This window comes from Kordiimonas lipolytica (assembly GCF_001550065.1).
On record NZ_LRUB01000031.1, the window covers coordinates 49,243 to 72,234 of the forward strand.

General features: G+C 52.9%; 23 protein-coding genes. 18 read left to right on the forward strand and 5 right to left on the reverse strand.

All coding sequences use genetic code 11. The features are described from left to right. Window positions 1-28 precede the first annotated feature (28 nt). Both KORM41_RS15640 and KORM41_RS15645 read left to right on the forward strand, forming a co-directional pair. Entirely contained in the window at window positions 29-574 is a 546-nt protein-coding gene (locus tag KORM41_RS15640) for a PAS domain-containing protein (protein WP_197421197.1), read from the forward strand. Between the two features lie 113 nt (window positions 575-687). Further along, window positions 688-1,041: a response regulator gene (locus KORM41_RS15645; RefSeq protein WP_156432014.1), complete on the forward strand. Its 354-nt coding sequence runs from the start codon at window positions 688-690 to the stop codon at window positions 1,039-1,041. Window positions 1,042-1,089: 48 nt separating this feature from the next. Here KORM41_RS15645 and KORM41_RS15650 read toward each other — a convergent pair whose 3' ends face one another. Both KORM41_RS15650 and KORM41_RS15655 read right to left on the reverse strand, forming a co-directional pair. Continuing rightward, a complete protein-coding gene (locus tag KORM41_RS15650) occupies window positions 1,090-1,593 on the reverse strand; it encodes an AAA family ATPase (protein ID WP_068150259.1) in 504 nt (167 codons plus the stop codon). A 484-nt stretch (window positions 1,594-2,077) separates the two neighbouring features. Beyond that, entirely contained in the window at window positions 2,078-2,782 is a 705-nt protein-coding gene (locus KORM41_RS15655; protein WP_156432015.1) for a hypothetical protein, read from the reverse strand. Window positions 2,783-2,923: 141 nt separating this feature from the next. Between KORM41_RS15655 and KORM41_RS15660 the strand changes: the two genes are divergently transcribed. The 6 genes from KORM41_RS15660 to ubiV all read left to right on the forward strand — a co-directional run bounded on the left by KORM41_RS15660 (window position 2,924) and on the right by ubiV (window position 9,664). Continuing rightward, window positions 2,924-4,201, forward strand: a complete 1,278-nt coding sequence (locus tag KORM41_RS15660) for a PAS domain-containing sensor histidine kinase (protein ID WP_068150265.1) — start codon at window positions 2,924-2,926, stop codon at window positions 4,199-4,201. A 19-nt stretch (window positions 4,202-4,220) separates the two neighbouring features. Continuing rightward, the gene (locus tag KORM41_RS15665) at window positions 4,221-6,107 is read left to right on the forward strand and encodes a methyl-accepting chemotaxis protein (RefSeq protein ID WP_231727301.1); all 1,887 of its coding nucleotides are present in this window, start codon (window positions 4,221-4,223) and stop codon (window positions 6,105-6,107) included. A 164-nt stretch (window positions 6,108-6,271) separates the two neighbouring features. After that, window positions 6,272-7,156 carry a helix-turn-helix transcriptional regulator gene (locus tag KORM41_RS15670; RefSeq protein ID WP_068150267.1) on the forward strand — a complete coding sequence of 295 codons (885 nt, stop codon included), beginning with the start codon at window positions 6,272-6,274 and terminating at the stop codon, window positions 7,154-7,156. Window positions 7,157-7,257: 101 nt separating this feature from the next. After that, window positions 7,258-7,785, forward strand: a complete 528-nt coding sequence (gene ubiT / locus KORM41_RS15675; protein ID WP_068150269.1) for a ubiquinone anaerobic biosynthesis accessory factor UbiT — start codon at window positions 7,258-7,260, stop codon at window positions 7,783-7,785. Continuing rightward, window positions 7,782-8,756 (forward strand): ubiquinone anaerobic biosynthesis protein UbiU, encoded by a 975-nt coding sequence (ubiU, locus tag KORM41_RS15680; protein ID WP_197421199.1) that lies wholly within the window; start codon window positions 7,782-7,784, stop codon window positions 8,754-8,756. Before ubiT ends, ubiU begins: the two co-directional genes overlap by 4 nt. Continuing rightward, on the forward strand, window positions 8,753-9,664 hold the full coding sequence (gene ubiV / locus KORM41_RS15685; protein WP_068150275.1) for a ubiquinone anaerobic biosynthesis protein UbiV: 912 nt from the start codon (window positions 8,753-8,755) through the stop codon (window positions 9,662-9,664). Before ubiU ends, ubiV begins: the two co-directional genes overlap by 4 nt. 166 nt (window positions 9,665-9,830) lie before the next feature. Here ubiV and KORM41_RS15690 read toward each other — a convergent pair whose 3' ends face one another. Continuing rightward, window positions 9,831-10,529 carry a class I SAM-dependent methyltransferase gene (locus KORM41_RS15690; protein WP_068150279.1) on the reverse strand — a complete coding sequence of 233 codons (699 nt, stop codon included), beginning with the start codon at window positions 10,527-10,529 and terminating at the stop codon, window positions 9,831-9,833. A gap of 135 nt (window positions 10,530-10,664) precedes the next feature. On the opposite strand from KORM41_RS15690, the gene KORM41_RS15695 reads away from it, so the two are divergent. Beyond that, on the forward strand, window positions 10,665-11,555 hold the full coding sequence (locus KORM41_RS15695) for a sterol desaturase family protein (protein ID WP_068150282.1): 891 nt from the start codon (window positions 10,665-10,667) through the stop codon (window positions 11,553-11,555). A gap of 60 nt (window positions 11,556-11,615) precedes the next feature. Beyond that, complete coding sequence (locus KORM41_RS15700; RefSeq protein WP_082719993.1) at window positions 11,616-12,089, forward strand: YybH family protein; 474 nt, start codon at window positions 11,616-11,618, stop codon at window positions 12,087-12,089. On the opposite strand, the gene KORM41_RS15705 is transcribed toward KORM41_RS15700, so the two are convergent. Continuing rightward, the gene (locus KORM41_RS15705; protein WP_068150284.1) at window positions 12,086-12,760 is read right to left on the reverse strand and encodes a helix-turn-helix transcriptional regulator; all 675 of its coding nucleotides are present in this window, start codon (window positions 12,758-12,760) and stop codon (window positions 12,086-12,088) included. The genes KORM41_RS15700 and KORM41_RS15705 overlap by 4 nt on opposite strands. Before the next feature lie 11 nt (window positions 12,761-12,771). Next, a complete protein-coding gene (locus KORM41_RS15710; RefSeq protein WP_068150351.1) occupies window positions 12,772-13,179 on the reverse strand; it encodes a MerR family transcriptional regulator in 408 nt (135 codons plus the stop codon). A gap of 164 nt (window positions 13,180-13,343) precedes the next feature. On the opposite strand from KORM41_RS15710, the gene KORM41_RS15715 reads away from it, so the two are divergent. The 8 genes from KORM41_RS15715 (at window position 13,344) to KORM41_RS15750 (ending at window position 22,957) form a co-directional block, all read left to right on the forward strand. Next, on the forward strand, window positions 13,344-13,934 hold the full coding sequence (locus tag KORM41_RS15715; RefSeq protein WP_231727303.1) for a cation transporter: 591 nt from the start codon (window positions 13,344-13,346) through the stop codon (window positions 13,932-13,934). Between the two features lie 43 nt (window positions 13,935-13,977). Further along, window positions 13,978-14,292 carry a hypothetical protein gene (locus KORM41_RS15720; RefSeq protein WP_068150291.1) on the forward strand — a complete coding sequence of 105 codons (315 nt, stop codon included), beginning with the start codon at window positions 13,978-13,980 and terminating at the stop codon, window positions 14,290-14,292. Window positions 14,293-14,380: 88 nt separating this feature from the next. Continuing rightward, window positions 14,381-15,622, forward strand: a complete 1,242-nt coding sequence (locus tag KORM41_RS15725; protein ID WP_068150294.1) for a TolC family protein — start codon at window positions 14,381-14,383, stop codon at window positions 15,620-15,622. Then, entirely contained in the window at window positions 15,619-16,794 is a 1,176-nt protein-coding gene (locus tag KORM41_RS15730) for an efflux RND transporter periplasmic adaptor subunit (RefSeq protein ID WP_068150297.1), read from the forward strand. Before KORM41_RS15725 ends, KORM41_RS15730 begins: the two co-directional genes overlap by 4 nt. 9 nt (window positions 16,795-16,803) lie before the next feature. Beyond that, entirely contained in the window at window positions 16,804-19,932 is a 3,129-nt protein-coding gene (locus KORM41_RS15735) for an efflux RND transporter permease subunit (RefSeq protein ID WP_068150300.1), read from the forward strand. After that, window positions 19,929-20,246: a P-II family nitrogen regulator gene (locus KORM41_RS15740; RefSeq protein WP_068150301.1), complete on the forward strand. Its 318-nt coding sequence runs from the start codon at window positions 19,929-19,931 to the stop codon at window positions 20,244-20,246. Before KORM41_RS15735 ends, KORM41_RS15740 begins: the two co-directional genes overlap by 4 nt. 245 nt (window positions 20,247-20,491) lie before the next feature. Beyond that, window positions 20,492-20,974, forward strand: coding sequence for a c-type cytochrome (locus KORM41_RS15745; RefSeq protein WP_068150305.1), 483 nt, complete (start codon window positions 20,492-20,494; stop codon window positions 20,972-20,974). A gap of 87 nt (window positions 20,975-21,061) precedes the next feature. Continuing rightward, entirely contained in the window at window positions 21,062-22,957 is a 1,896-nt protein-coding gene (locus KORM41_RS15750) for a cytochrome c/FTR1 family iron permease (protein ID WP_197421201.1), read from the forward strand. The last annotated feature ends 35 nt before the right edge of the window (window positions 22,958-22,992 follow it).

Below are 22,992 nucleotides of genomic sequence, written 5' to 3' on the forward strand. Positions count from 1 at the left end.
TAAACTCCAAAAGGTGGCCGGGGCATGTATGGAAATCAAGTTTATCAAGAAGTCTGAATTTCAACCGGCGGGGCATCACAGCCTGCTGTGGCAGTACTGGCGTACCCTTTATAGGGAGGCCCGTAATGATATCCCGCTGCGAACATCGTTGCGACCAGATCAAATAGCATCTCTGATACCCTACTTGACCATCCTCGACATGATCGATGAAGATACTGTCTCGATCCTCTTGATTGGCAGTGCGCACGACCAGATGTGGAGCCGAAACATTATCGCCGACAATTTTCTCGACCACCTCTCTGGCGAGGCTCGACAGAAATACAAAGACCTCTTTATCTCGCTCAAAAATTACAGGCTGGGCTGCGTAACCGAGGAGGTTGTAACAACGGCCAGCGGTACGACACTTCGTTGTAGCGGACTTCTCCTGCCCCTTAGAGCTAACACGGGAGAGACAACAGCTTCAGTTGGTTACTTCACCTATGAAGGTATAGAAGAGGACTTCCAGGACCTAATGAGAAATGGCCCTTCTGACCGGTGCATTGAAAATGTAACCTTCATATCAATGGACGATTGACAATTCACTTCCGATTAAGTCTTTTGCGCTAGCTTCCCACGTCAAAATCCAACTTGCGGTGACCCACGATGGCTTCTCGGCACACATTTTCTGACGTTTCAGTTCTAGTATGCGTGTCCGATGACGAAGAACGTGCGCTCCTCACAAACATCCTCTCTCTCTTGGGCAACACAACAGTCACTGAAGCTACCAACGAACAGAAAGCTTTCAGCGCTCTTTCGGGAGGCAAGCTTGATATGATCTTTTTGCGCTTAGGCCATCTGGAACCAGATCCTCAGCAAGTTCTTGGTAAGATATTTGCGACCCAATCAGACGCTGCACTCTTTGTCTTTTCTGCAGAAGGTTTCTCATGTGACGCTTTTGAAAAGCAAGCGCAAACATATGGCCTTAGGGTCGCAGGATGCTTTGCTGAACCTTTCAGCCTCAGTGCCCTCGCGGGGCGCATCGTTGATTTCAATCCGCAATAGCAGTGCGTGACCCTTACTAGAGCGATCAAGCGTCGTACCATGGAACGGCTATGACCAATCAATCTTTGACATAAGTTCGAACACGCTCGCAGGAATCTTTTTCTGAGCGGTATCGACACGAATAGGAGGCCTATTCCAGTCATCGAATTGCTGTTCCTGAATCTGTTCCCAAGTTAGGGCGCCTTCGCCCACTGCATAGTCTGCCTGGCCTTCAACGCGGGAACGATGGACATCTACGTCCGAGCAAACTACTTCGACATTCTGAAGCTTGGCACCCTGCTCCTCAGCCAAACGTGTCCATTCATCTCGGGTGGCCTGCACGGGATTGCAACAATCAACCACGACATTGTGCCCTAACGCCAGGTTATCTTCAGCTAGTCGATAAACGAATTGATAGACGCCGCTTAGGTCTGCCGCACTTCCCAATTCACCAAGTGTTGTTTGAATTGTATCGATCTGGATATAGGCTGCACCGGTTTCTCGGCAAATAGCTTTTGCTAACGTCGACTTCCCGACCCCAGGCAAACCCGAAAAAATCACCAGAGTGGACATGGTATACTTCCTAGTTTAGTGCCATCTGCACGTCACGGCTCGGCTTTCTTGCGACCGCCAAAAAATTATTAACAATAACAGTATGTTAATATTGTGCCGTGTTCTATTTACACCGTCAACTATGCACGATATCCAATCACAAATTCTCTTGAGCGCTGCAGAAAAACTGCATATGGCTAATTCCCCTACCGGAACCTCGACGTAAAGCATGAATCCGTGAAAGAATTCTCCTCCGAACTAGCTCTGCTTATACTCTTGCTTTTGTCAACAGGAGGCATCTTGATGCGCCGCGTTCAGCGTCGCAGATATAGGTGCCGTCGATGTGGACACATCTTTCGCTTAAGGATTGCCGATCGCTTCAGTTTGATAAGACAAAAATTTACATGTTCAGGATGCAAAATACCGCGCAATTGGTCAAAGCTCGAGAGAATCTGACATAGAGCCACAGAAGCGACTTGCCCTCTACAAACTGGCAAGAAAGGCGTCATGGCAGCGGGGCCAGATATTGATCAAGAAATGCCTGCCCACCCAGCCTCTTGACGGCAGCCTCGAGAGCTTTAGCCTCTACACCAAATTGCTGTGCCAAAACATGATAAACCTTGATCTCCTTCAATGGAGACGCCTTAAGGTTTGCTGTCATATATTGCTTCACTTCCGGCCACATTCCGGCATCTAGAATAATGAAGTCCGCCCGTTCCTTTGCCAGCAGATCGTGCATGGTTTTGAAGCCGGGGAGGGGTAGTGGTGTTGCTTGCCACTGGTGCAACATCGCCTCCGCCCACTTTGCACCAGAGCGGAATCCGACGACCTTGCCCTCGAAGGAGCCTGACCCATCTGCACCTTCGGATTTTAGCCATACGGCGATCAACGATATTTTCCCGAGATAGATATTGTGGCTATTCAGCTTTGTACCATACGCCTTGACCCAAAGGGTCGTCCTCGCAGCCTGGCCATCCAAAAGATCACGCTGCATCAATTCGTGCGCCCGTGACAGTGACACATCAACAATTCGCAGACAAAGCCCAGCTTGGTCATATAGCGCCTTCAACATTGGGTCGAGTGATCGGTTCAGGCCGTCATCTGAATAGCTGGCAATTTTGAGGCAAGCGCCATTGTCCCAAGTCGGCTCCGCGTTGACGGCCCCATCACGGGGCACCAATTCTCCATACAGCAACATGGCTACTGCCATCCATATGAAAGTCCGGTGTCGCATCGCAGAACTATGGCTCAAAATGGTTGAGCAATCCCTAAAAGCCCTACCCACAGGAACAACTCCATACTCCCCAAATGGGTAGGAAGAAAAACTTTCTAACGATGTCACAATGTAAGTATGAAATTATTTGATCGCGAGCTGGATACTTCTTCTAACGAGGCCTTTGCAACGTCCACAACCGACAAACCCTCTGCTCCCCTCCTGAAATTACTCAAGGACAATCTCCTCGATTTTTCCTCAGACGCAGTCTTCATCTGCGATGACACCTTCCGTTTCTGCTACATCAATTCTGCAGCAACCAACTTGACCGGTTTTTCCTCAAGTGAGCTTCTTGGACAGCCGGTCGACCTATTGCTGCCGGAAACTCTAAGATCCAGTCACCGAGAGCAGATGGTATCATTCGCGGCTGTCGAGGGCATTTCCCGAAGCATGAACCGGCAACGCCAGATTTCCTGCCAGACAAAGGACGGGGCTATTGTCAAGACATCCGGGGCACTGACAACGATGACCCAAGACGGGAAACGCTTCTTCGGCGTCGTTTTGAGGGATCAGACCGAACGCGACGAGCTGCTAGCCAAGCTTGAAAGAAAGGAACGGGCACTCAGCCTTGCCTTGCAGAAAGCCCAGTTGGCCATCTCGGCGCGGTCGCATTTCCTGTCCAAAGCGAGCCATGAGCTTCGGACGCCGCTAAACGCTATTCTCGGCTTCAGCCAACTTCTTGCGAACTGGCAAGGGCCTCCTTCCGAAGAGATGGCCCGAGACTACGGGCAATACATCCTTGGTAGCGGTGAGACATTACTGCATGTGGTCAATCAAATACTGGAATTCAGCGAACTCAACAGCGATTATGCGGACCCCAATCTGCAATCGTTTGCTCTTGAGGATCTACTAGAATCCGTTGCAACAGCATTTGGCCCCAAAGCCGAAGAGGCCAAGATCAACCTGAGGCTAGAGGTCATCGATGGAGCTGACAGTTTCATTGACTATCCAAGAATGTGGAGAGCCCTATCGAACGTCATCGACAATGCTATCCGCTACACAGCCGCCGGCGGCAACGTAACCTTGAGCCTAGAAAAAACTGCCAAGGGAATTCCTGTCATCAACATTGAAGACACAGGTCAAGGTATTGCACGCGACCGGCTAGTAGCGATCACCAAACCTTTCGAATTGTCTGCAGATAGCCCACACGGTGTTTCGAACGGGATAGGGCTAGGCCTTGCCACGGCTAAGACAATCGTCGCGATGCACGGTGGTCGGCTACGCATCAGAAGCAAGCCAGCTCGCGGCACCACCGTATCCATTTCACTTCCTGACATCGACCCGTTAACCCGCCAAAAAACCGAGCACGACAGCAATCCGGCCGACAAAAAGAACCGGACAATCTTCTATATCTAAATCCCTGGGAAGGACCAACATGTTTGATATTATTCGGAAAAAACCTCCATCTTCACAATCCACAAAGCTTCCGGCTGGCCTGAATGCCTCAAGCCTCATAGGAACGATGTGTGCATCACAAGCCATGATTTCCTTTGACCCAAATGGGGTTGTCGTGGATGCTAACCCTACATTTCTCTCGCTAATGGGCTATGGCCTTGAAGAGATCGTCGGAACCCACCACAGCAAGTTTGTGGACAAGAAATTTGCAGCAAGCCCAAAGTATCGCGAGTTTTGGGATGAGCTCAATCATGGCGTCTATCAGTCAGGCATCTTCAAGCGCCATACAAAATCAGGTGATGTCGTATGGCTGCAGGCCGTCTATCTGCCTCAAATGGGTTCAGACGGCAAACTTGAACGCGTTGTCAAATTCGCGACCGATTATAGCGAAACCCAAGACCGCAACATCGATGCTCTCGGGAAAGTGGCCGCCATGGACCAATCCCAGGCGGTGATTGAGTTCGAGCTGGACGGCACTATTATCACAGCCAACGAAAACTTCCTTTCCACCGTGGGCTACGAGCTTAGTGAGATTCAGGGGAAGCATCACAGCATCTTTGTGGACCCTGCCTATAGCAAATCCCCAAAATATGCAGAGTTTTGGGATAAGCTCAGAGCGGGTGAGCACCTAACCTCCGAATACCGACGCGTTGGCAAAGCTGGCAAGGAAATCTGGCTGCAGGCCAGTTACACGCCAATATTGGATGCTGACGGCAAACCTATAAAAGTCGTCAAATTCGCCACAGACATAACCGCCCAGAAGCTGAAAAATGCCGACTATGAGGGCAAGATTGAAGCCTTGAACAAGGCTCAGGCGGTGATCGAGTTCGAACTGGATGGCACCATCATTGCTGCGAACCAAAATTTCCTCGAAGCGGTTGGGTATGAGTTGGAAGAGATTGTTGGCAAGCATCATTCAATGTTCGTGGATGGTACCTACAAGGGATCAACCGAATACAAAAATTTCTGGATTGCACTTGGAAGCGGCGAGTTTCGATCCGGGGAATATCAACGGGTCGGAAATGGTGGCAAAGAGATTTGGCTGCAGGCCACCTACAACCCGATCTTCGATCCCTCAGGCAAGCCTTTCAAGGTCGTAAAATTCGCGAGTGATATCACCTCTATGGTGTTGGCGCGAAAGGAAAGAGAACGCGTAGGCGCCCAGGTTGATAAAAATTTGGAAGAGATCGTCTCCAGCGTAGGGACCGCCAACGAACGCGCGGGATTGGCGGCCTCTGCCTCAACTGAAACCGAAGCAATGGTACAGACCGTCGCGTCCGCGGCGGAAGAACTCAATGCCTCTTTCCGCGAGATTGCCGAAAGCGTGGCACTGGCACGGAATGCGGTCGACAAAACGTCTGGCGAAACCCGAGCTGCAGACAAATCTACCAAGACCCTTAGCGAGGCTGCCGAAGCCATGAACAAGATTGTTGTTCTGATTGAGGATATTGCCTCCCAAATCAACCTCCTCGCCCTCAATGCGACTATTGAATCGGCCCGAGCAGGTGAAGCCGGCCGAGGTTTCGCGGTTGTTGCCAGCGAGGTTAAAAATCTGGCAACACAAGTAGCAACCGCTACTGGCCAAATCTCAGATGAGATTGCTCGCATGCAGGATGTATCAAGCGAAGTGGTTGAGCGCCTTGTTGGGATCAACGGTGCCGTGGGCGATCTTCAGGGAAGCGTCACGGGTATTGCTGGCGCGATTGAGGAACAGAGCGTTGTGACGCAGGAGATCTCATCAAACATGCAAACAGCCGCTGGTGCCGTTGCGGAGATAAACGAAAACCTGAATGATCTGTCCCACAACATTAACTCTGCAAACAACCTCGCAAACGAAGGCATCGACCTGTACCGACGCCTGGAATAGCCTTTGCGCGCTCCTTCCCAGGGTGTGCTGCCCTCTCTGTCAACCATCTAGGTGGTTCGACAGAGAGGGCTCCTTCTTGTCAACCGATGAGTTTACGCTTTCTAAACGATAGGTCTGGATAATAATGTCGTACGCTTGGGGGCGCCAAAATGGACCGATACTGAATGCTAGATCAGGCCAAGACATCTGAAAATCTGGCGCTAGCCTATAACCAACATGTCAGTACTGTTGTTAGTTCCCTTTGGGCACAATATGCATTGGAAGCCCGGGGCCCCGAAGGCCTACAGATGCTTTTTAGGGACATTTTGCCTGAGGGACTTGGCAATAGTTCAAAATTCCACATGAATGACAGCCCGGTAGGCTATCCCTTCTTTGTGCAAGAAGGAAACTGGTTCCCAAATCACCTGTGCCTGAAGTTTTACGAAAACCTCTGCAGTATCGAACCAGATCTTTTTGAGGTTGGCCGCCGGGTGGCCGGCTTTTCGTTGAAGAAACGCAACATAATCGAACTGCGTCTGCTCAATCTTGCCCGTGCATCCCTTATTCTTAGAAACATTGCACGCGTCAATGCCCGCTTTGCCAAAAACAAGAAGCCAAAGATCACCTTCCTTGGCAAAGAAAGAGGTGACCTGAGACTCAATTACCTCGAGGGTTTCCGCCATACAGAAAAAAGTACGGACTACTATCGGGGTTTTATTGTGGGGGTGCTGGAGTTCATGGGCTTTCGAGATCTGAAGTCTGAAATTGTCTCCGACAGCTTTCCCCAGGAAGGTGGCGGTGTCACAGACCTGTCCTTCACATGGGAGAAAAAGAGCTTTCCACAGCGACTGAAGCTCCGCCCCCCATCAAAGAGACTGACTATTCGCGAACGAGAAATCGTCCGCCTTTTGACTGAAGGCTTCACGCTAAAGGAAATCTGCTATCTGGAAGATATCAGCTACGAGACAGTAAAATTTCACTTGGCCAACGCACGGAAGAAACTACATTGCCGGACCAGCGAGGAGCTAGTTGCCAAGTTTGTCGCGATTGATTTGGGGCATGAGCTATGATCATACTGCCTTAGCGGTCCAATTCTGGTCAGTTTGATTTGCGTCAAGGCGTACACAGCACATCCCACTAGTGTGCCTGCAGTACAACAGTGGAATCAGACATGCATATAGATTTCTTTCGCAAGGCCGCACCGATTGCCGCAAGGTCGATCCGCATCCTGCCCCTTCCCCCGGCCAACCTGGCTTTGTCTTTACTGGTCAAGCGCATGTCACGCAGGCATGCGAACATACTTGAGCGGCTGCAGCCAATTGCAGGCAGGCTATTCTCGATCCAGATCACCGACCTTGGGGTGGCGCTCCTGCTGACAGTACACAGCCATGCTGTGGCTGTGAAAGTCGTGCGGCAAGCGCCCCCCTGCGATGTCGGTATTGAAGGAACTTTGTCTGTTCTTTTCGCCTTACTTGAAGGTGATCTGGACGGTGATTCCCTTTTCTTTTCCCGCGACCTGCAAGTGGACGGTGATACAGAAGCCCTTTTAACACTAAGGAACGCTCTGGACAGTGAGGACTTCAGCCTGAAACGCGAGCTTCTGAATATCTCAGGTCCGATCATTCCAGCTGCACAGCGTATCTTTGAGGCACTGGCTCCTGCCCACCCAGGCGCTCTGAAATCGGGAGGCAGACCTTGACCAAGCTTGAACTTGTATGCCCTGCGGGCACACCTGCGGCGCTAAGAACGGCAGTTGATGCCGGCGCCGACGCCGTTTATATGGGTTTCCGCGATGAAACCAATGCAAGGAATTTTCCCGGCCTGAACTTTTCGCGGAAAGAGCTTTCTGAAGCGCTTACCTATGCACACGCACGTGGCGCTCAGGTTTTCCTCGCCGTTAACACATATGCGAAGGCGGGAAACCCGACACCTTGGCATGAAGCAATCAATTCCGCAGCAGAACTGGGCGTGGATGCCCTGATCCTGGCAGATATAGGCCTATTGGACTATGCTAGGCACACCTTCCCTAACCTCCGCCTGCATCTTTCGGTTCAAGCATCTGCATCAGACCCGGCATCAATAAACTACTATGTCGAACGCTTCGGTATTCGCCGCGTCGTCCTGCCGCGCGTCCTCACAGTACCAGAGATTGGAAAGCTTAACAGTCAGATACCCATTGAAACGGAAGTCTTTGCCTTTGGCGGTATGTGCCCGATGGCCGAGGGACGTTGCACACTGTCGTCCTATATCACAGGTAAGTCGCCAAACCGGAACGGCGTGTGCTCACCTGCAAGCCATGTATATTACGCACAGACTGACGAAGGCCTGACAAGCAAGCTGGGAGGCTTCACGATCAACCGGTTTAGGATCGATGAGCCCGCGGGCTATCCCACCCTGTGCAAGGGGCGGTTCAAGTCCGGCGGAAAAACACGCTATCTATTCGAGGAACCTACCAGCCTAGACATTACCCCTATCTTGCCTGACTTGCTGGCTGCGGGTGTCACTGCTCTCAAGATCGAAGGACGCCAACGCAGCAAGGCCTATGTTCGTGATGTGGTCACTGCCTTCCGCGCCGCTATCGACGGCACGCCCGAATTCACGCAATGCGTCGGCCACCTATCTGAAGGCAGCCAGAACACTACAGGCGCGTATGGGAAGAAATGGTTATGACACAAAATGCCCCCACCCTTTCACTAGGTCCGCTTCTGTTCAACTGGCCAGCGGAGAATATGCGTGATTTCTATTTCCGAATCGCTGACGAGGCGGACTTGGACATTGTCTATTTCGGTGAGGTTGTTTGCGCCAAACGCCGTCCGTTCCAACTGCCCTTCTATGAGGCTATCCTCGAACGACTGGCGCGCGGCGGCAAGCAGGTGATCCTGTCAACGCTCCAGTTGGTGATGGACACCAAGGACCAACAGGCGGTCGCAGACATGGTGGCTTTCACGGGCGACTATCTGGTGGAAGCCAATGACCTGTCGTCCTGCGCGGCACTCGCCGGGAAGCCCCACGCACTAGGGCCGTCCGTAAACATTTATAATGAAGACACACTCAGATATTTCGAGGGTGAAGGTGCCACCCGTATCTCTCTCAATGCCGAACTGCCGGTTGACAGCCTACAAGCCCTGGCGGACGTCGCCACCGTGGACCTTGAGGTGCAAGCTTTCGGTCGTGCACCGCTTGCTATTTCCGCCCGCTGCTTTCATGCCCGCACGCATGGCCTGGCGAAAAACGGTTGCCAGTATGTATGCGAAAAAGATCTCGATGGCTTGGCGGTTGACACGCTTGATGATCAACCGTTTCTGGCAGTTAATGGCTTGCAGACCCTGTCACAAGCCTATTTGTGTCTACTGGAAGAAATCCCAGCGTTGCAGGATATGGGCATTATAGGCCTGCGCCTATCACCCCATAGCTGCGACATGGTTAAGGTGTCAGAAATATACCGCGCTCGTGCGGCCAGGCGGTCTAGCGCCACAGAAACACTGGAAGCTCTGAAAGCCGTCCTGAATGGCCAACCACTCGCGAACGGCTTTTTCCATGGTGAGGAAGGACTTAAGTACGTCGCATCACATATCTGAGCTCCGCCATGTTTGCCTAGGGCGGGCTATACCGAAAAACCTGCCATCCGGCTTCGGCAATACGAGCCTCCTTACACTGAAGGTATGAGATTGGATGTTTTTGCCTTGGGCTCAAGCATCCACATAGGCGGGACTGGCGAGAGCGAGCAAAGCAGTTACTGGATAATTAGTTGCACCTATTTGCGGAATATTGCCAGATTGTGCCGAACATTGTGTTCAGCAATGGTTTTGCGTATATCTGCGAGAAGCTGGTTTCTTCAAGCATGTCGGGTAAGTTTCCCTTCGCATTATCTCGGGTGACGGCCAACCCGTCAAGCAAGCGCACCAGCCAGAAGGCGGCTCTGAGGAACACATTCGCCCCGGGGCCCCAGTCGATCAACACAAATCGACCGCCCGGTCGCAGCAACGCCTGAACGGACTTAAGCGCCCGCTGTTTTTGATCATGGGTCAAATGATGAAACACGAGGCTGGAGGTCACACAATCGAAGCGGCCAATATCTTGCTGTGGAAGTGAGGCGGCGTCCGTCACATTGACGTCTCGAAACGTGACTGCAGATACCTCACTTTGGAGCCCCATCTTATTGAGTGCGATCTCCAGAACCTCAGGATCGATATCATATCCGGTGACACTACTTCTTGGCTCAGTCTGCGCTATTGCGAGGGACAACTCACCCGTGCCACACCCGAGGTCCAAAATGGCTTCTCCAGGCTCTGGCGCTATCGCATCGACAGACAATCTCCGCAGTACACTGCCACGCGTAAAATATTCGATGACCAAGTCATAAACGCCTGTTGCCCACTTGTAGCGAAGGGCGGGAACAAAGCCCTCGGGCTCGCCCTTTTCTTGCTCTGCAGTCTTCGACATTGCCGGCTCCTGGACTGAAATCCTGAATGACACACTAGGTGAACGACCGACGTACGGGCTTGAATAAATGGCCATTTATTCAAGCTGCTTCGGTCTCCAATCGTTATTTCTGCCCTGAACAAAGGAGAGAGATCGATGTTTGTTTTGAAAGAGTTGATCAAGGTGAGCTATGTGCCATTGATGCTTGGCGGCTTTTTGGCTGCCGCACTCTACGCCATTGCAGGCGGTTACGGTTATGGCGCGCTGTTGGTACTGCTACCGCTTGCCATTGGCATATCGTTTGGGTTGGAGCGCCTTGTGCCATACGAGAAACAATGGAACCAAGACCATGGGGATAGCTGGCGAGACGCGGTTCACGCCCTTGTAAATGAGGTTGCGAATGCTTCGTCGGTGGCTTTGCTGCCTTTGATTGTCGCCATCGTACCCGGACTTGATATTTGGCCCACCAACTGGCCCATATGGGGGCAACTGTTGCTCGCCATCCTGATTGCTGATTGCGGCATCACTTTGGTGCATTATGCAAGTCACATCAATCCTACCCTGTGGCGCTTCCATGCGGTTCATCACAGCGTCAAACGCATGTATGGCTTTAACGGCTTGATGAAACACCCGCTTCATCAAGCGATTGAAACGCTCGGCGGCACATGTCCTTTGATTCTGATGGGAATCCCGCTGGACATTGCAGCCCTGCTCGCCTTCGCGGTCGCCATCCAGCTACTCCTGCAGCATAGCAATGTGGACGTGAAAATCGGGCCGCTTCGCTATATATTGGCGCTCTCGCCCCTACACCGGTTTCACCACATCAAGTGGCCTGTGGAGGGCGACGTGAACTTCGGCCTGTTCACCACAATTTGGGACCGGATGCTGGGGACAGCCGTATATGACGCCAAGCGTCGCTTCTCCTCAAATGACCTGGGCATCGGCAAGGAACCCGACTATCCGGACGGCTACCTGGCACAGTTGACCCGGCCGTTTAAAGCGCCCTCTAAAACAGAAGCAGCAGTTCCAAAACAGCCTGTAGAATGAGTTGCCATATACCACAAAAACCCTTTAGTATCAGTGCCGTAAGAAAAAGGGAGGGATAGAGTGAGAACACTAATCTGTGCGGCACTGATCGCCATCGGGTCAACGTCCGTTTTCGCGTCTGTTGATGACGAAAAAGCGATCAAAGAGATCATCGCCGCCATCGAATATGGTTGGGAAAACGGTGATGGGACACCGTTCCGAAAGTACTTCCTCGATTTTGAAGGCGCCCGCTATGTAGAGTCCGGCGGTCAGAATGAAGGATTGGACGACCTGGTAACCAACCATGTGGAACCGGAGAAAGATGCCCTTGAATATCTGCACCTCGATTTCTCGGATATCGAAATTCATTTCGAGGGCGGCTTTGCCTGGGCGGTCGCCGACACACGCGTCAAAGGCAAGGTCAGGAAAAATGGGCACGAGTTTGATAAGGCCGGGCGCCAAACATTCCTGTTCCGCTTGGTAGAGGGCGACTGGAAAGTGGTGCACACCCATTCTTCAAGCCGCGACTATAGGCCAAAGAAGCACGAACACTAGACAGCTGGCGTTTCCGCAACTGTCATCTGGATCTTTAAAACGCTATCTGTGGGGGAGACACCAAATGTCTCCCTCATTGTTCTTGAGAAATGGGCAGAATCCGCAAAGCCTGCCTTGTGGGCAGCTTGGGTTGCATCTGCCCCCGCGCCAATCTCGGCAACCGCAACATTTAGGCGCCGCCACAAGACATACCGCCGAAGCGGCATACCGATGATGGCGCGGAACAGTTTCGTAAAACTGCTTTTAGACATGCCAGCGGCACACGCGACCATATCCTGCGTGACTTTGCCGCCAAGCCCGTCGTCGATGGCTTCGAGGGCGCGAATCATCCTCGTGTCATCAATGGTGGCTTTTCGCCGCCGCAGCGCTGAAAGCCACTCGGGAAGAGCTCTACTCTCTCCCTCGTTTCCTTCCAGCAAGGTTGGCTCAATATAAAGCAGATTAAGCGGCTGCTGGCTTGGCGCCAACATGTGCTTTGCGTTTGATGGGATGTCGAGGAAACGCCCCGTTATCTGGCGATCATCCAGTGTAACGGTTGCGTCGCAGGCCTCAGAAAAGACTAGCTGGACAGGATAATGGGCATGGAAAGTCGTGTCGCCGGCGAGCCCATGATAATGCGCCCACCCTTGCGCGAGCAGGAGTTCGCCTTGCCATTGTTTGCTGCTCTTCACAATCAGGCTTCTTAATCATGGTTTTTGCACAGGCTATGGTCAGCCAGTACTTTGATTATCCGACAATCCGAAATCGTCCCTCCCGAGCAATTGTTGATCATACGCTTCAGCTCTGTCTGCAGAATCTGCAGCGAGGCGATCTTGCTTTCCACAGCGTTCAAATGCCTTCTAGCAATAGCATCTACTTCCTCGCATGGGCGGTCGGGTTGATCGGACAACTCAAGCAGGTTTCTGATATCATCAAGGGAAAAGCCCAGTTCGCGGCTGTGACGCACGAAGGTAAGTCGTTCCAGGTGAGTTTCATCATATAGGCGCCTGTTATTCGCCGCGCGGAACGCTTTAGGCATCACACCAATGTCCTCATAATAGCGGATCGTTTGCACCTTTGTATCGGCACGTTTCGCTAACTCGCCTATCATAAAATCGCTTGCCACAAACTTTCTCCTTGCTCCTACAGCTACTGTAGCATGTAGGATTTGTTCAACGAAATTAACAGTGATTCGAGGTAAAAATGTCTGGTAGTTGTGGATGCGGTTCCGATCAAAATTTTGATGGTTCATCACCCGCCTACAAGCGGGTGCTGATGGTTATTATTGCCATCAACTTTGGCATGTTCTTCGTGGAGTTCTTTGGTGGTCTTGCTTCTGGGTCCATGGCGCTACTTGCTGACTCGCTTGATTTCCTGGGTGACAGCGCGACCTATACAATCTCGTTAATCGTTATTGGGATGCCGCTCGCCGTTCGCGCCAAGGCAGGCTTGTTTAAAGGCCTGTCCCTATTCGCTATTGCCGCCTGGGTTCTAGGAAGCACATTTTACCGTGTTTTTGTTGAGGGCGTTCCTGAGGCGCTAACCATGGGCGCGATTGGTGTCGCAGCTTTCGCAGCCAATGTGATCAGCGCGCTACTACTGCTCAAATACAAGGACGGTGACAGCAATGTGCGCTCGGTTTGGCTCTGTAGCCGTAACGATGCGATTGGTAATCTGGCTGTTATCGTTGCAGCTTCCGGGATTGCGGCGACTGATGCGGCTTGGCCTGACCTATTGGTGGCAGGTATCATGGGTAGCCTGTTTATTCATTCGGCCACGAGGATTGTTCAACAGTCATGGGCTGAGCTTTCCGAAGAGAAGCGCCAGAGCGAAACCGGCAGTGACACATGCAGTGAAAACCTGTAAAAGCCGTATTGTAAAAACTTAGGAATAGGCACTGAAGCTATCGATGGCGAAATATCTAAAAATCTTGCTGCTGATCATTTTTGTAACAGCACCTGCCTTGGATATCGCTTTCCTTGATCCTCAGGAGTCCGTTGAACATGTCAGCGAAACCTATCACGATGCAGCAGAACAAGACGAAGATGTAACAGCAGATCTGCATTGCATCTGTCATGTCATTCATCACGGTGTATCCGCAGGCAAGACTGCCGTCCTATCCATCAATTACACACGTTTTAAAACGCGACAGGTGACGTCTATCACGATTAACGGCCTGAACCCCAAACCAGGCCTGCAACCACCTTCCACGTATCACTCTTGATATTTCTCGGCGTCGGGCATGCCATGGCTTTCTGCAAAGAAGGATAGGCTTCCCACGCACATATCAATCTATTTGAGAGTGAATAAGCATGACATATATGCGACATGCCCTTATGGGCGTGGCAGTGATCAGCCTTTGTACCGGTATGGTGCAAAGCGGTCCTGCGGTGTGGGCGGACAGCCAGAAGCGTCCCGTCCTCCATGAATTTATTGAACAGGTCTCTGCCGACCATCCAGCCTTGAAGGCGGCGGAAGCGGCCTTGGCTTCAGCCAGGGCGCGGGCCAAAGGGCAATCACGTCCTATCTATAACCCTGAAATCGAAGTGGGGTATGAGAACGCCTCTGAAGTCACCAGGGAAGTTGGCCTGACACAGACATTCGATTGGTCGGGTAAGCGCAAAGCACGCTCAGGTGTTGGTCGCGCCGAGGTTGACGCAGCCGAGGCCAGCTACGCGATCGCGAAGAAGTCCTTGTTAAGCAATATCCTGCAGTCACTTGCTGAATATCAAACAGCGTCGAGGCTATTGAATGTTGCGGAGCAGCGCGAAAACCTGAGCAAGCAATTTCTTGAGCTGGCAACACGCCGCCATCAGGCCGGCGAAATGCCGCAAGCTGAACTGCTGACCGCGCGCCTTGCATTGGCCGAAGCGCGTGCTGCGAAGAATGACGCGCTGCTCGCCCTATCTTCAGCGGAAGAAAAGCTGGTGGCGATCAGTGGCAAGGACCGGGAGATGTGGCCACGCCTAATCGGTACGCCGCTTCATACAGTTGTAGAACCGGAACAAACGGCCTACGAGCGACTTCCAGAGCTGCGCCTCGCTCAGGCGCAATCGGAGATCGCCCGCGCCCGCATCCGGGTCGCCAAATCGGAGCGCATGCCTGATCCTACGGTTGGCGTCAGGGTTGGCGAGGAAGGCAATAGTAGCCTTGTCGGGCTTTCCGCCTCCATTCCTATCCCAATCCGCAACAGCTACCGGGATCAGGTGGATGCGGCCGGGTCAGATTTTCTGGAAGCCCAGCAAAACTATTATGCTGAAAACAGGCGTGTTCGGGCACGTTATGATGCCAGTCTGAAACGCTATCTTGCGGCCTCCCAGGCCTGGAGCCTTTGGCAGGACCAGGGGGCTGAGCCGCTTCAAGAGCAACGCTTGCTTCTAAGTAAGCTACTGGATGCACGCCAGATCGGCGCCATCGATTATCTGATTCAACTCAATCAAACATTCGCAACTGAAGAGGCCTCTGTCGAGCTGAATGGTCGGCTCTGGAACGCCTGGTTCGACTGGCAAGACGCTGGTGCAACGGTTGAAGAATGGCTGGAGACAATTCAATGAAATACTCAATAAAATTTGCGCTGCTGGCCTTGGTTTCGCCACTGGTAATCGACACCGCCGTTGTTGGGATGCTGCCACAGCAGTTTGCTGCGTTTGCTTACGGCCAGGACGAACGTGGCGACGGGCATTCTGAAGAAGAAGGCGAAGAGCACGGCGAAGAAGAAATCATCAAAATGTCTGATCAGGAATTACGTGATTCAGGGGTTGTAACCGCGCGTGTCGCACCGCGGACATTGGCAGAGACGGTCTCGGCTCCTGGGGAAGTTACCGTCAATCAATATGCAACCATTCAGGTGACGCCCCGTATCGAGGCCCAAGTGATCGCACGCCATGCCCGTATGGGGGACGTCGTTAAAAAGGGCCAGCCTCTCGTAACCATGTCCAGTGTAGAGATGGCTCGTGCGCAGGCGGATCTGATCCTGACAGAACAGGAATGGCAGCGGGTCCAGAAGCTCGGGCGGGACGTTGTCTCCGAACAGCGTTTTCTTGAAGCGAAGGTGGCGGCACAACAAGCAAAAGCCAAAGTGCTCGCCTACGGCATGTCAGAGGCTCAGGTTAAAACTCTGCTAGCCAATGAAGTCTCTGCCGCCACGGGTGAGTTTGATCTGTTGGCCAATCAAGGCGGCACCATCATTCATGACACGTTCGTGGTGGGGCAGATTATAGCGCCTGGAAATCTTCTGTTTGAAGTAAGCGATGAAAGCCGGATATGGGTAGAAGCCCAGCTGTCACCGGAAAAAGCTGCCTTGGTCGAACAGGGTTCTCAAGCCTGGGTCACAAAGAATGGTATATCCATGACGGGGACCGTCGTGCAAGTCCACCACCGTGTCGATGAAGCGACACGAACTCTGTCTGTTCGGATTGAGGTGAATAATCAGGAAGACAATCTCCATCCGGGCCAGTTCACTGATGTGGCAATCCAGACTGGCGAAACCGAACGGGTTGTTGCGGTTCCAAATAATGCGATCGTTCTTCTTGAAGGCCAGCAGGTGGTGTTTAAGCGCGAGGGCGACGAGTTGCATCCCATGCCGTTGGATCTTGGCATCTCTAAAGGCGGCTGGACCGAAGTGAAAGCGGGCCTGTTTGGCGGCGATGTGATCGTTGTTGAGAACGCCTTCCTCATCAAATCCCTCATCTTGAAGTCCAAGATGGGTGAAGGCCATGGGCATTAGGAGGCGCAAATGTTGAACAAACTCGTAGAAAGCGCGCTCCAGTATAAATTTCTGGTGATCATCGCGTTTCTGGTCGTCGGCTTTATGGGCTGGCGCGCCGTCAACACCGTACCAATCGACGCATTTCCTGATGTGACGCCGGTACAGGTGAATATCTATACAGAATCCCCCGGCCTTGCAGCAGAAGACGTGGAGCAACTGCTGACCTTCCCGGTGGAATCCGGGATGGCAGGCCTGCCTGGTGTGCAGGAAATACGCTCCGTTAGCCTTTTTGGTCTTTCGTATGTGGCGGTTTATTTCGAGGACGACATGGACATCTATTTTGTCCGCCGCCTCGTTATGGAGCGCCTGGCGGAGGTCGGGGACCGTATTCCTGAAGGATACGGGACGCCAGAGATGGGGCCCAACACATCAGGGCTGGGTCAGGTGTTTTGGTACACAGTTGAGCAAGCAGACGAGAAGCTGGCTGGCGCCGATAGTGAGATGGACCTGCGTACTTTGCAGGACTGGACCATCCGGTTGATCCTGAGAACCGCACCCGGTGTGGATGACGTTATGTCTTGGGGTGGTCAGGAGCGCCAGTATCAGGTTCAGATCGATCCGCTCAAGCTGATTAAATATGGCCTTGGCTACCGCGATGTGATGGAAGTGATTGAGGCCAACAACCGGCAGGTGGGCGGCCAGTATATCGATCAAGGGCCGGAACAGTATCTGGTGCGCGGCCTGGGGCTGGTTCGGAATGAAGAGGATCTCGGCAACATCGTCGTCAAGGAAGCTGACGGCACGCCTGTGTACCTGAAGGACATTGCAACAATTTCACAGGCAGGCGCCCTCAGGTTCGGTGCTGTCACGCGTGACGGCAAGGAAGTTGTGCTTGGCATGGCTTTGTCCCGTATCGGTGAGAACGCCAAGAATGTGGTAGATGCGGTCAAGGACAAGGTCGGTATCGCCGAACAGGCATTGCCGGACGGTGTGGTGATCAAACCGATCTATGACCGGACCGAACTCGTGGAAAAAGCAGTTTCGACGGCAGAGAACGCGCTCATTGAGGGCTCCATTCTCGTGGCGATCGTGCTGTTTCTGTTCCTTGGGGAGTTACGGTCGGCCTTTGTGGTGATCGCGGCTTTGCCGCTCGCCATGCTGATCGCTTTCATCTTCATGGAAAATGCCGGGCTATCCGCCAATCTGATGTCGCTTGCAGGTCTCGCGATCGGCATTGGTATGATGGTGGATGGGGCCGTCGTGATGGTGGAAAACTCGTTCCGGGTTATGTCGGAGCGACGGGAAGCTGGTGAGACTGTTAACAGAACCGCAGCAGTACTTGAAGCTGCACGCGAGGTGGCCAACCCGATTTCGTTTGCGATTCTGATCATCATCGTGGTGTTCCTGCCGCTCTTCAGCCTCGAAGGGCTGGAAGGCAAGCTCTTCAAACCGATGGCTTTCAACATCAGCTTCGCCATGGCGGGTTCCCTCCTGCTGACGCTGACAATCATCCCGGTTTTGGCCGCGTTGATCCTCAAGCCAAAGGAAGAAAAAGACACCTTCCTCGTCGCCTGGATCAAGAAGCGTTATCTGCCGCTCCTTGAGTGGGCGCTTGGGCACAAGAAAACCGTTGTCAGTGGGGCTGTCGCCCTTCTTTTGGGTAGCTTGGCGCTCTTTCCGTTCCTCGGCAAAGAGTTCATGCCGCAGTTGCAGGAAGGCTCGATCATGTGGCGGGTCACCTCGATCCCGTCCACGTCGCTCGATCAGTCGATCAAGATATCGAAGGACATTGAGTTGGCGCTAGGCGAGTTCCCCGAGGTGGAAACGACCATCGCCATGATCGGCCGCGCCGAGAAAGGTGAAACCGCCGATGTGAACTATATGGAGATCTATACCGCACTCAAACCCCATGATGAATGGAGCAATGATCGGTCCATTGAGGAACTGGCCGATGACATGCGAGAGAAGCTTGAAAAGGTTGTTCCTACGTCTGTCATTGCTTTCACCCAGCCTATTCAGATGCGGGTGGAGGAATTGATCTCCGGCGTACGGGCCACGCTCGCCGTCAAACTCTATGGGGAAGATCTGGGCGAACTGGACCGGCTTAGCGCCCGGATCAAAGAGGCTGTGTCCGCCGTGCCCGGTGTGGCTGACCTGTCACTTGAGGCCAACATCGGCAAACCGCAGGTGCGCATCCAGGTGAACAGGGCCGCACTCGCGCGGTACGGCATGAACGCAGATGACATCCTCGATATTGTCCGTACCGGAATCGGCAATGAGCCTGTCAGCACCCTGATCGACGGCGTCAAGCGGTTCGATATCACTGCACGCCTGCAGGATGCTTCCAAAGCATCCGTTGAAGCGATCAAGGCCATACCTGTCAGGACATCGTCAGGTGCCATCATCTCGCTTTCTGATGTAGCAGACGTCAGTGTCGCCGAGGGCTACAGCTTCGTTAGGCGGGAACAGTTGCAGCGCTATGCTGTCATCCAAATGGATGTTCGCGGGCGTGATGTAGACGGTTTCGTGCAGGAAGCCAATCGAGTGATCGGCGAGCAGGTTGAGATGCCTCCTGGCTACTGGATTGAATGGGGCGGTGCCTTTGAAAACCAGCAGCGGGCACTTGCCCGTTTGTCGGTGATTGTGCCGCTGACGATCTTCTTCATTTTCGTGCTTCTCTATACAGCCTTCAATTCCGTGCGCTTTGCCACGCTGATCATCGCCAACGTACCATTCGCGACGGCGGGCGGTCTGATCGGGCTCTTTATCACAGGCCAATATGTGTCCGTGCCATCCGCGATTGGTTTTATCGCTGTGTTCGGTGTGGCCATGCTCAACGGTATTGTGCTCGTTAGCTTCATCAATGAACTGCGGGCCAAAGGCATGAGTGTGCGTGACGCGGTCCAGAGAGGTACCGAACTCCGGCTTAGACCAGTGTTGATGACTGCCAGTGTCGCCATCCTGGGCCTTGTTCCCATGCTGCTGTCCAGTGGCGTCGGTGCAGAGACACAGCGGCCTCTCGCGACCGTTGTCGTCGGCGGGCTGGTTACATCGACGCTGCTCACATTGGTGCTCTTGCCAGTCATTTATGACTGGATGGAAAGCCGGGGCGGCAAGGCAAAAACACTTCCTTCAATCGATGAGGTGCAATCATGAAAGAGATCAAAGCTTTCATTCACCGGAACAGGATTTCAGATGTGGTCCATGAACTGAAACAGTCGGGATATAAATATATCTCGGTGGTCGATGTTCTTGGTCTCCTCAAGGCGCTCAGCTCCCAGGAACAGCACTATTCTGTCGAAATCGGCGACAAGGTGCTGTCTGAGATCAAGCTGGAACTGGTGTGTGATGATCACCAATTGGATAGTGCGATAGATATCATCTGCCGTCAGGGTCGAACCGGCCAGAAAACGGCGGGCTGGATTTATGTGACCGATGTGGAACAGGCCATCAAAATTGATGACATCTAAGGCTCTGCCCATGCCTGCTGATGCACTGCGTTAATTGTGCTCGGCGGGCAGCTCGGCGGCTGGATGACCTCGCGGTCTTGCTGCCGGGCACATGGGGTATCACGGATCGTCGATGACGAGGTTGTATCACGACCATCCGCTGGTGCTCCACGGCCTGGCAACATGTGACCCCCATCAACGCGTTGCCAGGCCACCTTTTTGAGATTTATCCGCTATGGCAAGCTAAGCACAGGAAACCCTATGAGATGAAAACCCGAAAGAACGGTAAATCGCTCCTGAAGGTGATGGTGGTTCTCAGCGTGTTAACTGCGTCGCTTTTGCTGCTGTCCTATTATGAAGCGCGGACCCTTCCGGATATGACACTTAATCCGGATAATGCAGACATTGTGCAGCGAGGTAATGCCTTATACGGCCAGTATTGCGTGAGCTGTCATGGTGAAAACCTCGAGGGACAGAAGAACTGGCAGGATAAGAAACCTTTCGAGAGATGGCGGGCGCCGCCGCTCGACGCATCGGGGAGAGCTTGGCAACACGGAGATAAAACCCTGTTTATGATGACCAAGTTTGGTGTTCACGCACTCGAAGGTAAAGGCACATTGAACAGCGACATGCCCGCCTTTGAGGGCACCCTTGAGGACGAGGAAATTGCGGCGGTCCTTTCTTATATCAAGAGCACCTGGCCTCAAAGCAACGCAGAGAAAGCCGAAGCTTCCTCGGAACCAGATTGATGTTGTACGCTGCTGGATAATATTTAATATTAACTCTTAGTAGCATTATAGATTGTAACGAACGGTACCCCGATTATGACGAGATTAATGACCATACTTCTCATCCTGGTCCTCCAACTCGGTTTTCTGGCCGGTGCGCAGGCGAATGACAGCGATCGGCTTGTCCAACTTATCGATTATATCGGTGTGGACTATAGCGCCGCCGTGTCTGAAGGCGTCATTGTCAACCAGCTTGAATATGATGAGATGATGGAGTTTGCTGGCATCATTGAAACCGAGGTGCAAAAGATGGTGGTCCCTTCAGATGTGCAGAGTCTTCGCCAACAAGCTACAGCCCTGAAGGACCTCATACTTTCACGGGCGTCCCCCCTCGACGTCAAGGCACTCACACAGTCGATGCGGGCGACCGTTGTTCAGGTTACGGGCCTGAAGGTAACGCCGGACCGTATTCCGGATATTAGCCGTGGCAAGCTACTCTATCAAAGTGAGTGCGCCGCGTGCCACGGCCCGAGTGGTAGTGGGAAAGGCAACCTCGCCGAAGGACTCGATCCCCAGCCAACCGATTTCACGGATCAGGTGCGCTACAGCCAACGGTCGCTCTATGCCCTTTTTAACACCATAACTAACGGTGTCGATGGGACCGGTATGGCTGCCTATCCTCATCTTTCCGCAGATGATCGATGGAGCCTTGCGGCCTACGTGGGTAGCCTGGGTGCCAAGCCAAATGCGGCAAGCAACGGTCAACGGTTATGGCAACAAGCTGACAGCGCCGTACCGATTGACATCCAAGGCTATGCAAGCCTTTCACCGGAGGAAGCGGCGGAAAAATTGTCTGGCGGTGCAGATGTGATGGCATTTCTACGGACCGACCCTATAGCCCTGTTTGACCGCAAGGACGCTCCGCTTGATGTGGCGATGAGCCTGCTTCAGTCCGGTTTGGAAAGTTACCAGCAAGGCGAGACTGAAAAGGCCTATACACTAACCCTTACTGCTTACCTTGAAGGCTTCGAGCTGGCCGAATCTACCCTGTCTGCTGTAGATGGCGACCTGATGCGAAAAATTGAAGCGGAGATGATGCAGCTCCGCAGCGCGATCCGCGCCGAAGAACCGGTTGATGACATTACTGCCCGTGTACAGGCAATACTTTCCCTTTTACAGCAGGCCAAAACTGCCTTAAGCGATAGCGAAGGATTGTCCACATCGGCCGCATTTATCACCAGCTTGGTTATCTTGTTGCGAGAGGGTCTGGAGGCCTTACTGGTGGTTGTGGCCATCTCAGCGTTCCTGATCAAGACCGGACGACGGGAAGCGATGCCTTATCTTCACTCAGGCTGGATCGCCGCGCTGTTGCTGGGTGGTCTCACATGGGTAGTATCCGAGCACTTCATCCAGATCAGCGGTGCAACGCGCGAAGTTACAGAGGGCGTCGCAGCACTTCTGGCATCGGGCATGCTGTTGTTCGTCGGTTATTGGCTTCACAGCAAGACAAGCGCGGCAGGTTGGCACGCCTTTATCCAAAAAAGCCTTCAAACCGTTCTGGCTAGGAGGACTCTATGGGGTTTGACAGGACTGACTTTCATTTCCGTTTATCGCGAGGTCTTTGAAACCATCCTTTTCTATCAGGCGCTGTGGACCCAGGCCACCGGCGATAGCGCCAATTGGATCATGGCGGGATTTGGTGCCGGTACGTTGATTTTAGCTGTCGTGGCCTGGCTGGTTATTCGTTTCAGCGTGAAATTGCCGCTGAGACAATTCTTTGCAACCACAGGCATTCTATTGCTGGCCCTGTCGTTCATCTTTGCCGGCAAGGGTATCGCCGCGCTACAAGAAGCGGGCACGATGCCACAGACCTTGTTGCAGTTTACCCCTATTGAATGGTTGGGAATCTATCCTAGCAGGGAGGGGCTGCTTCTTCAGACAGCGATCCTGATCTCTTCTCTTGTTTTCCTGTCCAAAAGTTTTTCCCGCAAGACGGGACAATGACGAGCCATCACCCTGAGCAAACGCATTCAGTGTGC